Consider the following 15,162-nt stretch of genomic DNA (forward strand, 5'->3'; position numbering starts at 1 on the left):
TTTTCAAAGACACAGAGGCTTATCTGAAAAACATAAAATTGCTTATTTGAAATGGTATATTTATTTAAAAAACCATTAAAAAAACAACATTTTAGTACTATTAAGCCCATTGCGAGCGTTAGCGAAGCAATCTCATAAGAGATTGCCACGAGCCAATAAATTGGCTCTCGCAATGACAAACTGTATGTTACGATACGATATCCAAATTCGGTATGATAAAAATGAAAAAAAACTTTTTAATAATATTTTCTATATTTTTATTCAGTGTTCTGGTTCAAATAAAAGGAATCACAAATCCTTTGCTTGACTTTCATGCTTGGAGACAAACTCAGACTGCAATGACGATTAGGAATTATTATGAGAATGGTTTTAAGTTTTTTTATCCGCAGGTTGATTGGGTTGGTCAGAGGTCAGTAGAAAGAGCAGGAACCGAATTCCCAGTATATTCATATTTAGTGGCACTATTGTATAAAGTCTTTGGACAGCATGATATTTTAGGAAGATTTCTTGCTGTGTTTTTTTCTGCCAGTGGTGCTGCATATTTATTTCTGTTGCTTAAAAAATTTATAAGTTTTCGCAGTGCATATGTTTCATCGTTAATATTTTCAGTCATACCGATTAAAATATATTTTACACGTACTATTCAGCCGGAATCAATAATGTTGTTTGCTACAATATCCGGACTTTATTATTTTGTATGTTATTTAGAGAATACAAATAGAAAATCATACTTACTGTTTTCGTTGTTTTTTTTAGTATTGGCTCCCCTTGTGAAACTTCCGTCACTTTATATTTTATTGCCAATAGCATATCTTGCATATCAGAAATGGGGCTGGAAGTTCTTGTATAGGATAGATGTGTGGTGTTATAATATTTTACTTATTTTATGTGTCGGCTTATGGTATAAATACACTAAAAGTGGGATTAGAATCTTACCTTTGGAATTTAACAGTTTCCTTGATATGCTATCAGTAATTAAGCAACCTGATTTTTGGGCACGACATTTTCTTTCACGATTTATAGAATTAACGACGACTTACGTCGGTTTATTTTTTTTTGCGGTTGGTTTATGGGTTGTTGTACTGAAAAATCGCAAGTTCTTCTTTGCTTTATGGTTTACTGCTGTTATAATTTATATCATTCTTATTGGCAGATATGGGTATATTCATCAATATACATCACTTCCTTATGCACCTATTAATGCTGTATTTATTGGCTGTGGAATTGTTTATTTTTGGGAAAAATATGAACAAAGGGGGGTTCTTAATAAATTAATAATAGCTTTTTTTGTATTAGTCATACCAATCAATAGTTTTATTAGAATTCATAATTGGTATAAAATGAGCGATGTGTGGTTATTAAGAGCCGAACCTATTGTGGCAAAATTAAGCGCTTCTAATGATTTATTTTTATGTAATACTAAAGCAGATTCTATACAACTTTATCATATTCATCGCAAGGGACTTACGGTAGATTTAAGGAAAACAGATTTGATTTTTCAGAATGTTGCTTCACAGGGAATTAGTTTTTTTCTTACAGGAACTGATGATTATTGGCCGGACGATTCGGAAACTAAAAAGTTACTATTGAAAAATTATTTGCTTGCTTGGAAAGACAAAGATTTTTTAATTTTTGATTTAAGAAAAAGAAAATGAAAATTGCTATAATACACGACTGGTTAACAGGAATGCGCGGCGGAGAGAAATGTCTTGAGATTTTCTGCAAACTTTATCCGTCAGCGACACTTTTTACTCTTGTCCATATAAAAGGTACTATCTCGAATGTGATAGAAAATATGAATATAAGAACTTCATTTCTCCAGCATTTACCCGATATAGAAAGAAAATACAGATATTATTTACCACTGATGCCGACAGCGATAAGTAAATTTGATTTAACAGGCTATGATTTAATTTTATCATCCAGCCATTGTGTCGCAAAAGGGGTAAAAATTCCTAAGAATTCTATGCATATTTGTTACTGTTATACCCCGATGAGATATGTTTGGGATATGTACGAGCAGTATTTTGGTAATTCATCAGCCTCCGGCAGATTTACAAAATATGTAATGAAAACATTAAGACCATATTTGCAGAAATGGGATGTCCAAAGCTCAAAACAGGTTAATTATTTTATCGCTATTTCCGAACATGTAAGGGAACGCATAAAAAGACATTATAACCGCGACTCTGTAGTAATCTACCCCCCAGTCGCCACAGACTTCTTCACTCCGACATTGGACATTGGACATCGGACATCGGACTACTATTTAATCGTTTCCGCCTTTGCTCCGTATAAAAAAGTAGATTTAGCAATAGAGGCATTTAATGCATTGGGCTATCAGCTAAAAATTATAGGCTCAGGTCAGGAAGAAGCAAAACTGAAAAAAATTGCTAAAAATAATATTGAGTTCTTGGGGTGGACGAATAACGATGATTTGAAAAAGTATTATCAAAATTGCAAAGCAGTTATTTTCCCGGGTGAAGAAGATTTTGGAATTGTTCCGGTAGAAGCACAATCATCCGGAAAGCCGGTAATCGCATATAAGAAAGGGGGAGTATTAGAGACGGTAGTTGATGGTAAAACCGGTATTTTTTTTGAGGAACAAACAACTAATTCGCTTGTTAATGCTGTGAAAAGATTTGAAAATATGAAGTTTAATAAAGATGAAATCAGGGATATTGCTGAAAAATTTAGTGTTAAAATATTTGAAGAAAAAATAAAATATTTCATTGACGATAAAGTAAAAAATATATATAATGAGATTGTTGGGAAACCCAACAGTCTATGATTACATCGACTAAACAGCAGATTACATAGATTGAAATACAATTTTTAACTTGTTAATTCCCTGTGGCTTGCCACACTGTAAACAATGTTGTCATTACGAGGAACGAAGAGACGAAGTAATCTCAATTAAGTATCGAGATTGCCACACCCCTACGGGGTTCGCAATGACACCTGAAAGAGAATTCAAAAGTCTCAAAAGATTTTAATACCCTGCACCTTGCCGCAGGGATGTCTGTAATCTTGCGATGAATTCGCTTGTTTTGTTTATTGTAGGTTTAGTGTATTTGCGGAGTAAATAATGGGTTCAAAAATAAGAAAAATAATATTTCCAGTAATACTTATTATAGCTGATATAATTGCAATATATATTTCGTTTAATCTTGCGTATTGGTTAAGGTTCTATTCTTGGGTGGTTCCTATTATTCATGGAGTTCCGCCTTTCAAATTATATCACACTGCTATATTTGTTGTAATATTTTTATGGGGAATTGTTTTTGTTTATTCAGGGTTTTATCAACCAAGAAAGATAGATTTGTTAAATGAATTTTTAAAAATTGTTAAAGGTGTGTTTTTAGGAACTGTAATAATTGCAGCAATTACTTTTTTATATCGTGATTTTACATTTTCAAGAGTAATGCTTCTAATCGCTTTTGCAATAAGTAGTATAGTTATATTTATTTTTCATGAGATTATACGGTTACTGGATGTCTATATAGGAAATATATTGGTAGGAACCAGCAAAATACTTATCTTGGGTGAAGGTAAAGTCGCAGATGATATTATCAAAAATTTACGGGCAAAGAGAAACTATGAAGTCTGGAATGAATATTTTGCTGATATCAATATATTAAAAAAATTCATAGTTGAAAAAAATATAAGTGAGATTATATTTTCTAAAAGTCAGACTGATCATAACGAGATTAGTAATATTTCAGATGTTTGTGAGGATTTAGGGGTTGATTTTAAATTTGTTCCTGATATTTTCGAATTAAAACGCGGGGAAATAATAATAGATGAATTTATTGGGGTTCCCATATTTCACTTGAAGGCAATTTCTCTCCATGGATGGAATTTTTTTATTAAAAGGTTAATGGATGTAATAATCTCAATCTTTATATTTTCAATATTTTCTATTCCGCTTATTATTATAGCAGTGCTTATCAAGGTTTCAGACGGTGGTGATGTGTTTTACCTTCATAAAAACATGGTTGGTTACCGGTGGAATGGTTTTGATATATTCAAGTTTAGAACTATGATACTCAATCCAGAAAAAAAATTCAGCAAAGAAGAGATTTTGCATTTATCTACCCGTCGTGGTGAAAAAGCAAAACATGATCCGAGGATAACTAAAGTAGGGAAGTTTTTACGGAGGTTTTCACTTGATGAAATTCCTCAATTTATAAATGTTTTAAGAGGGGAGATGTCTATTGTAGGACCTCGTCCGCAAACTACTGTAGAATCAGTAAGATTTGATAATATTGGGCAGAGAAGATTTAAGGTTCTTCCCGGCATAACTGGTTTATGGCAGACAAAAGGACGGAAAAATTTATCATATGAAGAGATGTTGCGTTTGGATGTTTATTATTTGGAGAATTGGTCAATTGCGCTTGATATAAGAATTATGTTGAGTACAATCCCGGCAATTCTTACCGGGAGAGGAGCATATTAAATGATAGAAATAAGAATTAAGAAGTTAGAGATGAAGAACAAAAAAAATAATTCTTACTTCTAATTTCTTACTTCTTGATTCTTGATTTTCCGGAGGAATTATGAAGATTTTAATTACCGGAGGGGCTGGGTTTATCGGTTCAAATATAACAGATACCTATGTTAAGGCGGGGCATGCGGTTGTTATAGTAGATAACTTAGTTACCGGTAAAAAGGAAAATATAAATCCAAAAGCAAAATTTTACAATGCGGATATTACAGATAAGGAACTTATTGGTCAAATATTTGAAAAAGAAAAACCGGAAATTGTAAATCATCATGCAGCTCAGATAGATGTAAGAAAGTCAGTTGCAAATCCTGTTTTTGATGCACAAACTAACATTTTAGGTGCAATAAATCTTCTTGAAAATTCCGTGAAATATAAAGTCAAGAAGTTTATTTTTGCTTCTTCAGGCGGTGTAATGTATGGTGAATGCGGGAAAATATCGCCTTCTGAAAAAGTTACACCAGAACCGCTTTCTCCTTATGGTATTGCAAAACGTGCTACTGAATATTATTTAAATTATTATGCAAAAGTTTATGGGCTTAAGTATGTTGCCAACCGTTATGGTAATGTTTATGGTCCTCGCCAGGACCCGCATGGAGAAGCAGGAGTAGTCGCAATTTTTATTAATAGAATATTAGCAGGTGAAACTATAAATATTTTTGGTGATGGTGAGCAGTTGCGCGACTATGTATCCGTATCGGATATCGTTGATTTAAATTTGGTTTGTCTGAAAAAAGGTGAAAATGAAATTTTTAATATTGGAACCGGCAATTCAAAATCGGTTAATCAACTTTTTAGCGAACTTTCAAAGATAAGCGGATATTTACAAAAACCTGTTTACAAGTTACAAAGAACAGGAGAATTATTCAAAAGTTCGCTTGATGTGAAAAAAGTTAAAAGAAAACTTGATTGGTCTACAAAGGTAGATTTTTCAGAAGGACTTAAAAGAACATTTAACTACTTTAAATCACGAATAAAGGAACGCGAATAAAAGCAAACATCACGAATAGACACAAACAACAGCATTGGTTTCATTCGTGATAATTTGTGATAATATTCGTGATGTATTATTCGTGATTAAGGAGCGAAGCGACTTATATGAAAGCAATTATTCTTATTGGCGGATTCGGAACAAGGCTTAGGCCTTTGACATGTAATACTCCAAAACCGTTACTTCCGGTGGTTAATAAGCCGTTTTCTCTGTATCAGATAGAACTTCTTAAAAAGTATGGCATAAAAGATATAGTTCTTTGTATGGCTTATTTACCCTCAGAGTTTGAAAAATATTTAGGTGACGGTAGAAAATATGGAGTAAATATATCATATGCGATTGAGAAATCGCCGTTGGGGACCGGTGGAGCTATAAAAAATGCTGAAAAATATATTAATGACTCGGTTATTATTTTTAATGGTGATGTATTGACAGATATAGATTTGGCGAAGCTTATAAAATTCCATAGAAACAAAAAATCTAAGGCGACAATTTCTCTGGTTAGAGTTCCCGACCCGACAAGTTACGGTCTTGTGGAAACCGCAAAGAATGGAAAAATAAAACAATTCCTGGAGAAACCGTCTCTTAATCAGATTACATGTGATACCATAAGTGCAGGAACGTATATTTTTGAGCCGGAAATTTTCAGTGAAATGCCGCCTGATGTTGTTTATTCTGTTGAACGGGAACTATTCCCGACTCTCTTGAGTAAAAAAATTCCCTTTTATGGCTATATTTATTCCGGTTATTGGATTGATATAGGTACCACAGAAAAATATTTACAGGTTCATAATGATTTAATGAATCAAATGAAAAAAAATGTAATTGGCAAAAACTCAAAAATAGCAAAAAGTGTAAGGATTTTTGGACATCTCGCTGTGGGAAACAATACTACAATAGCTGAAAAAACTACGATTTCCGGGAATGTTTGTTTGGGAAATGATGTTAAAGTTGGGAAAAATTGTTTTCTTTCTAACTGTGTCGTTCTTACTAATACTATAATAGAAGAAGATAGTAAAATTGAAAATTCATTAATTGGGAAAAATTGTATAATAGAAAAAAATGTGCAACTTAAAGAGGGTTGTGTAATTGGAGATAAAACTATTGTAAGGAGTTACTCAAAATTATGAAAATAGTAAAAAAACCGTGGGGATATGAAAAATGGTTTGCATTTACGAAAAATTATGTTGGTAAAATACTTTTTATTAAAAAAGGGCGTCGTTTAAGTAAACAGTATCACAAAGTGAAACATGAAACAATTTATACCCTTTCCGGTAAATATATTATGGAACTGAGAAATACGAAGAAGTTAATGAAGCAAAGCAGTGTAATTGTCATACCACCTAAAAAAATACATAGAATGTATGCGAAGTTTTGTGATGTAACACTTGTTGAGGTATCGACCCCTGAAGTTTGGGATGTTGTTCGTATGGAAGATGATTATGGAAGAACGCGGATAACCGCAGATAAAAGGAGAAGCAGATGACCGCAGATAATTGTCAGCGGCAATCAACGTTGCAAATCAGCGGTAATCAGTGTATCCGTTTTGGAACTGATGGTTGGCGCGGAATAATTGCCGAAGATTTCACATTTAAAAATGTCAGTATTGTTGCTCAAGCAATTGCCGATTATATAAAAAATAAAGAAATTCAAAATACACTTCCCACTTCCCACTTGCCACTTTCTGCTGTTATCGTGGGTTATGACAATCGTTTCCTTTCTGACAAATTTGCCAAGCAAGTCGCAAAAGTTATTTCAGCAAATAATATAGATGTTCATATCTCGAAAACGGCGGTAACTTCACCATCGATTTCTTTATTTTGCAAAAAAAATAATTGTATCGGAATAATGATAACCGCGAGTCATAATCCGCCTTTTTGGAACGGGTTAAAGATAAAACTTCCGTATGGCGGTTCTGTATCGCAAAAAATAATAAATGAAATTTCAGCATGTCTTTATAAAAATGATGTTAAGATTGATGATAAAAAAATAGATACTGTAGATGTTATAGCTGATTATAAAGCATATCTTAAATCACTGGTAAAAGTAAGCTTATCATCAAAACTGAATGTCGTTGTTGATTCTATGTATGGAAGCGGTTCTGGTATTATTGAACAGCTTTTTGATAAAAAAAATAAAATCCACTCAATTAACAATTATAGAGAACCGTTGTTCGGTGGAATAAATCCGGAACCAATAGAAAAAAATCTTTACAAATTAAAAAAAGAAATATTAAAAAACAAGGCTGCTGCTGGTTTCGCTTTTGATGGTGATGCGGACCGTTTAGGCGTTATTGATGATAAAGGGCGCTATCTTTCGCCGCATATAGTTTTTCCTTTAATTTTGTTGTATATCTTAGAACATAAAAAATTAAAAGGAAAAATTGTTCAGACAGTTTCTCTGGGGTATCTTTCGGAACGTATTGCTAAAAAGTTTTCCCAGCCATTTGAGGAAGTGTCTGTTGGTTTTAAGTACATATGCGAGAAAATGTTAGACAAAGATGTTTTGTTCGGGGGCGAGGAATCCGGTGGTTATGGATGGGGAAAGGGAATGCCGGAAAGAGATGGTATATTAAATGCGCTTCTTATTATGGAAATGTTAACTAATACAAAGAAGAAACTTTCATATTTGGTTGATGATTTGCAAAAAAGATTTGGCAAATCATGTTTTTTAAGGAAAGACATAAAATTGAAATCTCCTGTTGATAAAGAAAAATTTACAAAAAGTGTAAATGAAATAATGTGTAAAAATACGGATGTCAGGGAAATTAAAGCATTTGACGGTATAAAAATAATTTTTAATAATGACGATTGGCTTTTACTTCGTCCTTCTGGAACAGAACCGGTCCTGAGGACTTACTCTGAAACTAATTCAATTGTCAAAACAAAAATATTACTTGATTTTGCAGAAAAAATTTGCTTTAATTTAGTAAAGCACGAATAAAGACACACTAATAAATGCAAATATCACGAACAAGACACGAATATAAAGATTTTATTCGTGAAAATTTGTGATAGCATTCGTGATGCAGTATTCGTGATATAGGGGGTTCAAATGTTTAGTGGGGATTATGTTTTTACTTCGGAGTCAGTAACAGAAGGGCATCCGGACAAGGTTTGTGACCAGATTTCTGATGCGATTTTGGATGAGGTTTATAGGCAGGACTCGCCGTTAAAGAATAATTTTAGATGTCGAGTTGCTTGTGAGACATATGTTACTGTAGGGCTTTTAATAGTCGGTGGTGAAATTACTACCAGTGCATATGTTGATGTTCAGGATATAGCAAGAAATGTTATAAAGGGTATTGGTTACACTCATATGAAATATGGGTTCAATTATCAAACTTGCGGGATACTTAATGCGATAGGTCGTCAATCACCCGATATTTCACAAGGTGTTGGCAGAAAAGGAAAAGAAATTGGTGCAGGCGACCAGGGTCTTATGATAGGTTATGCATGCAATGAAACAAAAGAACTTATGCCGCTTCCGATAACACTTGCACAAAGACTGACAATGCGTCTTGCGGAAGTAAGAAAAAAAAATACATTAAAATATATCGGACCTGATGGCAAATCTCAGGTTACGGTGAAATATATTGACGGGAAACCTGTTTCGGTAGAAAAAATAGTTATATCTACTCAGCATACCGAAGATTCGGTTGATAAAAAAACAGGTAATCTTGCCAATTGGGCAAAAGATGATATACTTCATACTGTAATTATACCGACTATTCCTAAGAATCTTATGAAAGGATTTAACTTCAAGAAAGATTGTTATATCAACCCGACAGGCAGATTTGTCGTGGGTGGTCCCCAGTCTGATACTGGTATGACCGGCAGGAAAATAATAGTTGATACATATGGCGGAATGGCGCCTCATGGCGGTGGTGCATTTTCCGGAAAAGACCCGACTAAAGTTGACCGTTCGGCTTCTTACATGGCAAGATATATTGCAAAAAATATAGTAGCAGCTGGTCTTGCAGAAAAGTGTATGATACAGCTTGCATATGCAATAGGAGTCGCGGAGCCGGTATCAATAATGGTTGATACGCTTGATACGGGCAGTGTTTCTGATGAAAAACTTGAAAAAGCAGTAAGAAAAGTTTTTCTCTTAACACCGAGAGGAATCATTGATACTCTTAAACTTCATCTTCCTATATATCAGAAAACAGCAGCATATGGTCATTTTGGAAGAGAAGGATTTACATGGGAGAAAACTGACAAAGCAGAGAGATTAAAATCAGAAGTAAGGTGAAGATTCTTGTAAGCAGGATATTACAGGGTATCTATCTAAGGTACACCCCCAGTTTTGATCCCCCCAGATTTACTAAAAGTAAATCTAAACGGGGGGACAGGCAAAACTAAGCGGGGGTGTTCTCCTTTTGGTAAAGGAGAAAAAGTGAGGTAAAAATGAATTACGATGTTAAGAACTTAAAATTAGCAAAAGTAGGTAAGAATCGCATTGAGTGGGCTGAAAGGGACATGCCTGTTTTAAGAATCATAGGAAAAAGGTTTTCAAAAGAAAAACCATTAAAGAACGTTACCGTTGCCGCATGTTTGCACGTAACCACAGAAACAGCAAATCTTATGATTGCTATGAAAGAGGGTGGTGCAAAGATAACGCTGTGTGCGTCAAACCCGCTTTCAACTCAGGATGATGTTGCAGCATCATTGGTAAGTGATTTTGGAATTTCCACATTTGCGATTAAAGGCGAGGATAATAAAACATATTACAAACACATAAAGTCGGTTCTTGCTGCTAATCCGCAAATAACTATGGATGACGGAGCAGATTTAGTTTCAACACTTCATTCGGAAAAGTATAATTTAAGTAACATTATAGGTGGTACCGAAGAAACGACAACAGGTGTTATCCGTTTAAAGGCAATGGCAAAAGATGGGGTGTTAAAATATCCTATTATTGCTGTTAACGATGCATTAACGAAACATCTTTTTGATAATAGATATGGAACCGGACAATCCACAATCGACGGAATCATACGCGCTACCAATGTGTTGTTAGCCGGCAGGAATTTTGTAGTTGCCGGTTATGGGTGGTGTGGCAGGGGTGTTGCCATGCGAGCAAAAGGTATGGGAGCCAATGTAATAGTTACAGAGATAGACCCTTTGAAAGCGATAGAAGCAATTATGGATGGTTTTAGGGTTATGTCAATGGCAGAGGCGGCAAAAATTGGTGATATTTTTGTTACACTTACAGGCGATATAAGTGTTATTGACAAACAACATTTCTTGGCGATGAAAAGCGGTGCTATTGTGTGTAACTCAGGTCATTTTAATGTTGAAATAAATATTCCGGCTCTTAAAAAAATCAGTAAGAAAGTTAGAGAAGCAAGAGCGTTTGTTGATGAGTATACATTAAGTTCCGGTAAAAAGATTTATATTCTTGCCGAGGGGCGTCTTATTAATCTTTCCTCAGCAGAAGGACATCCTGCTTCAGTTATGGATATGAGTTTTGCCAATCAATCACTTTCTGCAGAATGGTTAGTAAAGAGGTTCAAAGTCAGTGACATCGGACATCGGACATCGGACATCGGACTAAAAAATGATGTTTTTTCTGTCCCAAAAGACATTGATGAGAATATTGCAAAACTGAAGTTAGAGTCGCTTGGTGTAAAAATTGATAAACTTACACAAGAACAGCAAAAATACCTTTCCTCGTGGCAAGAAGGCACATAAAAGGCAATTAAAAAGATTATAAAGATTAAAAGATTTTAAATATTTCATTCTTTTCAATTTTTTAATCTTCCCAATCTTTCTAATCTTTTAATCGTTTTTCAAGTGTGTAAAAAATCACATTGACAAAATTGATATATTTGTTTATACTTCCTATTAGATGGGGATTCAGGGGGTTATTATGAGAAAAAATTTCGCAATAGTTTTTGTATTTGCTTTTTTTTGTTTGTTATTTACCGGGTATATTTATTCCGAATCTTTTAAAATCCTTGGGACTAGACCTTTGGGAATGGGTGGCGCATATGTCGCTATTGGTGAGGATGCTATTACACAATACTGGAACCCCGCAGGGCTTGGAATTGGAAGAGATGTAGATGTCCAGCTTCCTGTGAATATTCAGGCTGAATTTACAGGTGATATTCTTGGTTCTGCTAACCGGCTTAGTGATATTGCTGATCAGTTTTCCAGTATTTCCGCTGCCCAAAAAACCGGAAAAGCGATTTCGCTTGACCAGCTTTCTGCATTTGTTAAAGGAGTTAAGGAATTAGACAATTTGAATGATCCTTCAAAAGGTGTACTTGTTGATTTAGGAGCCGGAGGAAATATTAGAGTTAGCCATTTTGCATTTTCTGTAAACAATTTTACTTCAATAGGTGCTGACCCGTCAATTGATATTAAAAACCTTGGATTAGGTGCCGGGTCATTTTCACCACAGATAAAGAAGTCGGTTTATAAAGCAGAAAGTTATCAAGGTGTTGATTTGGGAAAAATTATAGATGATTTTAATTCCACCTATAAGACAGGTAATAGCGGAGCAAATATTTATGATACTCCAACCGATGCTTCACTACAAACATCAGCCAACACGCTTGCTGAAGGACTTCTCACAGATATTACAACGAATCTCAAAAATCTTAATATTGATACAACAATAACAGCCACTCTTCCGGCAGGACTTACGGTCGAGCAAGCGCTTGCAAATGCGATTGTGAGAGCTGCTACAGATCCGACAATAGCAAATCAGCTTGGAACAACAGTACTTACTAAAGAACAAGTAAAAGACTATATTCAACAAATTGAAGATGTCAGGCCTTTAATTGATAGTATTCTTGGTGGTGCAACTGCCGGTTCTTCATATGCTAATAATAAGTCCAATCTTACTGTTCGCGGTGCTTCAACATTTGAGGCATCATTGGGTTATGGTATGAAAGTTCCGCGTGTTCAATCAACAGCAGTTTTAAACGGAATTTTAAAAGGGCTTTATGCCGGCATAAATGTGAAATATATTAAAGGTTATGTCGGTTATGTAAAGGTTGGTGTGCTTAATCAAGATAATGTTGATTTATGGAAAGATTTTAGTGACAATCAGAGAACTTCAAATGCTATAGGTGTTGATTTAGGATTTTTGCTTCAGAAGAAATTTTTTAATAAGAAAACAAATTTTGGGCTTTTAATAAGAAATTTAAATAGTCCTACCTTTGACCAGCCGGTAAAAGCAATTAATGATGGTGAAGGTTCAAAGTATAAAATTGACCCGCAAATCCGCGGAGGAATTGCTGTTTGGCCGTTTAACTGGTGGAGTATTTCAACTGATTTGGATTTAACAGAAAACTCGACACCGCTTCCCGGTTATAATTCACAGTTATGGGGGCTTGGAACTGAATTAAACATTTTAAATAAATCATGGTTTAATTTAGCTTTGCGTACTGGTGTTATGAAAAATATTGCTGAGTCATCTGCAAAACTTGCTTACACCGGAGGTTTTGGATTAAATATTGCACATTTTGTAATTGATGTCGGTGGTGCAATGTCATCTGATATGGTTGATATTGGTCAGAAAGTTTCTGGTTCAAGCACAAAAGTCCCGGCAGCAGCTTCTGCAGCATTAACAATTTCATTTGATTTTTAATATAAAGTATTATAGTTTATTCATGTCCAAAATAATGTTATTAATAACTTACTAACAATTGTTAGTAAGTATGTTAGTAACCTGTGCAGTTAAGTCGCATATCTTATTATAAACAACGTATGAAAAAAACTTCTACTTTTTTAATCTTGCATCTTTCTTCTTTCATCTTGTTTCTTGCCTCTTCCCTTTACGCTGTGCCTCATATTAATGGAAAAAATCCCGGACCAAAAGAATATGTGCATCAACATCCCGATATAAAAATACTTAAAGAAACAGGTTTATCACAGCAAGTGATTGCAAAAACTATAGGAACAACCGGAACAAGAAAAATTGCTGTAATTTTGGTTGATTTGGAACCCAATGGTGTAAATACATCAGGTAATGAAACAATGACTAACGAAGATAAAATTGGTTTTAACGATACGCTTTCATTTCTTAAAAACTTTTATAAAGAAGCGTCATATAGTCTTCTGGATATTGAATTTACATTTTTTTATTATTCAATAAAAGATTCAGTGGCAAAATCGACGCCAACTTTAGAAGGAATATATAACGAAATGCCATTTCCACTTTCCAGGACTATGTCGTATTATGGAGAGGATACAGATGCATCACTATCTCAACTCATAATAGATGCATTGCGAGAAGTGAATAATTATCCTGACGGTCCTGTTATTGTTTCATATCCGGAGTACGATGGTGTCATGGTTGCACATGCCGGTTATGGAAATGAAACAACACAAAATTCCGGTGATATATGGTCGGCATATGTCGGTCCTTTTACAGAAACAAATGGTTTTACGGAAGGTATAAATGTCCCGGCAAAAGAATTGGATGCAAGTTCTATCGGTGTTACATGTCACGAATTTGGACATTACTTGGGTCTTTGGGATTTGTATTCAACAGGAATTAGCAGATATTCTCAGGTTGGGTACTGGTCTCTAATGGATTATGGGGTTTGGGTTAATAATGGATATAACCCTACACAGCCTTCTGCATGGGAAAAATACAAACTTGGATGGCTTACACCGACTGAAATCTCTGATGGGACTTATTATCTTACCTCATATACGTTCGAGATATCGTCATCTTCAGTTTATAGATTAAAAACAATAAATTCTGAAACAGAGTATTTCATTTTATGTAATACATCCACTTCTACATATTCTACTAAATTACCGGGTTCCGGACTTTTAATTTGGCATATTGATGAAGGAACTATTGAGGGAACAACATTTGCTGAAAGAGCAGCAAATAACTCACTAAATAACTATGCACACAGAACAGTTGATGTTGAAGAGGCTGATGACACGGACCCTTCGACAAATTATGGTGATTCAACTGATATCTGGCCTGGAACAAGAGAGATTTTTTGTTCACCTTATGCGAATAATTACGATGGGCAGGAGAATATGTTAAGGGTTTATGATATTTCGAATGATGTGCAAAGCTCCAATTTCACAGTTGCCTATAAACCGTTTATTAGGGGATATATAAAAGATAGTGCCGGAAGAGGTATTCAGGACGTTGGTGTTACATTGTCCGGGACAATAGTTGATTATACAACAACTAATACTGATGGTTATTATATTTTCTCAGATTTAGAAAATGGTCCATATACGATTACACCCGCATTAACTAACTGGAAATTTTTGCCTGGAAATATAACTGCAACAATCACTAAATTACCTTTAAGTAATAACGATTTTATAGGAATTGCAAATGTTAGTTATTTAAATTTGATAGATAAGCCGAATAATATTAAGCCCATTAATAATCTTTTTGTTCCGGGAGCAGAAAAAACTACCATCTATTATAAAACATCAAATGATGGCAATGTTACCGTTAAAATTTATACACTGGATGGGCGGTTTATAAAGACCCTTGTAAGTGAATATATTTCTGCAGGAACATATTTTATTGGTTGGGATGGTAAAAATTCTGATAATAATACTGTTGCCTCTGGAATTTACCTTATTCATATAACAGCACCTGGCTACAAAGAAACTAAAAAAATATGTGTTATAAGATAGGAAAAATAGTTAATAGTTTTATAGTTCATAGT

The 15,162-nt window shown here is 34.4% G+C and carries 11 protein-coding genes; all 11 read left to right on the forward strand.

From position 1 onward, the window contains the following. The first annotated feature begins 221 nt into the window (after positions 1 to 221). The 11 genes from PHE88_10810 (at position 222) to PHE88_10860 (ending at position 15,130) form a co-directional block, all read left to right on the forward strand. Entirely contained in the window at positions 222 to 1,655 is a 1,434-nt protein-coding gene (locus PHE88_10810) for a glycosyltransferase family 39 protein (protein ID MDD5688310.1), read from the forward strand. Continuing rightward, complete coding sequence (locus PHE88_10815; GenBank protein ID MDD5688311.1) at positions 1,652 to 2,791, forward strand: glycosyltransferase; 1,140 nt, start codon at positions 1,652 to 1,654, stop codon at positions 2,789 to 2,791. Before PHE88_10810 ends, PHE88_10815 begins: the two co-directional genes overlap by 4 nt. Before the next feature lie 297 nt (positions 2,792 to 3,088). Beyond that, positions 3,089 to 4,459 carry a sugar transferase gene (locus PHE88_10820; protein MDD5688312.1) on the forward strand — a complete coding sequence of 457 codons (1,371 nt, stop codon included), beginning with the start codon at positions 3,089 to 3,091 and terminating at the stop codon, positions 4,457 to 4,459. A 100-nt stretch (positions 4,460 to 4,559) separates the two neighbouring features. Beyond that, the gene (locus PHE88_10825) at positions 4,560 to 5,495 is read left to right on the forward strand and encodes an NAD-dependent epimerase/dehydratase family protein (GenBank protein MDD5688313.1); all 936 of its coding nucleotides are present in this window, start codon (positions 4,560 to 4,562) and stop codon (positions 5,493 to 5,495) included. A gap of 107 nt (positions 5,496 to 5,602) precedes the next feature. Continuing rightward, positions 5,603 to 6,625, forward strand: coding sequence for an NDP-sugar synthase (locus tag PHE88_10830; protein MDD5688314.1), 1,023 nt, complete (start codon positions 5,603 to 5,605; stop codon positions 6,623 to 6,625). Beyond that, positions 6,622 to 6,981, forward strand: a complete 360-nt coding sequence (locus PHE88_10835; protein MDD5688315.1) for a cupin — start codon at positions 6,622 to 6,624, stop codon at positions 6,979 to 6,981. The genes PHE88_10830 and PHE88_10835 overlap by 4 nt, the downstream gene beginning before the upstream one ends. Then, the gene (locus PHE88_10840) at positions 6,978 to 8,438 is read left to right on the forward strand and encodes a phosphoglucomutase/phosphomannomutase family protein (GenBank protein ID MDD5688316.1); all 1,461 of its coding nucleotides are present in this window, start codon (positions 6,978 to 6,980) and stop codon (positions 8,436 to 8,438) included. The genes PHE88_10835 and PHE88_10840 overlap by 4 nt, the downstream gene beginning before the upstream one ends. 111 nt (positions 8,439 to 8,549) lie before the next feature. Further along, entirely contained in the window at positions 8,550 to 9,749 is a 1,200-nt protein-coding gene (gene metK, locus PHE88_10845) for a methionine adenosyltransferase (GenBank protein ID MDD5688317.1), read from the forward strand. 155 nt (positions 9,750 to 9,904) lie between these two features. Then, the gene (ahcY, locus tag PHE88_10850; GenBank protein MDD5688318.1) at positions 9,905 to 11,191 is read left to right on the forward strand and encodes an adenosylhomocysteinase; all 1,287 of its coding nucleotides are present in this window, start codon (positions 9,905 to 9,907) and stop codon (positions 11,189 to 11,191) included. 178 nt (positions 11,192 to 11,369) lie between these two features. Further along, entirely contained in the window at positions 11,370 to 13,097 is a 1,728-nt protein-coding gene (gene traF / locus PHE88_10855) for a conjugal transfer protein TraF (protein MDD5688319.1), read from the forward strand. 119 nt (positions 13,098 to 13,216) lie between these two features. Further along, a complete protein-coding gene (locus PHE88_10860) occupies positions 13,217 to 15,130 on the forward strand; it encodes a M6 family metalloprotease domain-containing protein (protein ID MDD5688320.1) in 1,914 nt (637 codons plus the stop codon). Positions 15,131 to 15,162: the final 32 nt, after the last annotated feature.

This window comes from Elusimicrobiota bacterium (assembly GCA_028718185.1).
Taxonomy (GTDB): Bacteria; Elusimicrobiota; UBA8919; order UBA8919; family UBA8919; genus JAQUMH01.

Bases quoted from the DNA above. Each gene is read 5' to 3' on its own strand.
- PHE88_10810 (MDD5688310.1), top strand. From the start codon at position 222: ATGAAAAAAAACTTTTTAATAATATTTTCTATATTTTTATTCAGTGTT.
- PHE88_10815 (MDD5688311.1), top strand. From the start codon at position 1,652: ATGAAAATTGCTATAATACACGACTGGTTAACAGGAATGCGCGGCGGA.
- PHE88_10820 (MDD5688312.1), top strand. From the start codon at position 3,089: ATGGGTTCAAAAATAAGAAAAATAATATTTCCAGTAATACTTATTATA.
- PHE88_10825 (MDD5688313.1), top strand. From the start codon at position 4,560: ATGAAGATTTTAATTACCGGAGGGGCTGGGTTTATCGGTTCAAATATA.
- PHE88_10830 (MDD5688314.1), top strand. From the start codon at position 5,603: ATGAAAGCAATTATTCTTATTGGCGGATTCGGAACAAGGCTTAGGCCT.
- PHE88_10835 (MDD5688315.1), top strand. From the start codon at position 6,622: ATGAAAATAGTAAAAAAACCGTGGGGATATGAAAAATGGTTTGCATTT.
- PHE88_10840 (MDD5688316.1), top strand. From the start codon at position 6,978: ATGACCGCAGATAATTGTCAGCGGCAATCAACGTTGCAAATCAGCGGT.
- metK (MDD5688317.1), top strand. From the start codon at position 8,550: ATGTTTAGTGGGGATTATGTTTTTACTTCGGAGTCAGTAACAGAAGGG.
- ahcY (MDD5688318.1), top strand. From the start codon at position 9,905: ATGAATTACGATGTTAAGAACTTAAAATTAGCAAAAGTAGGTAAGAAT.
- traF (MDD5688319.1), top strand. From the start codon at position 11,370: ATGAGAAAAAATTTCGCAATAGTTTTTGTATTTGCTTTTTTTTGTTTG.
- PHE88_10860 (MDD5688320.1), top strand. From the start codon at position 13,217: ATGAAAAAAACTTCTACTTTTTTAATCTTGCATCTTTCTTCTTTCATC.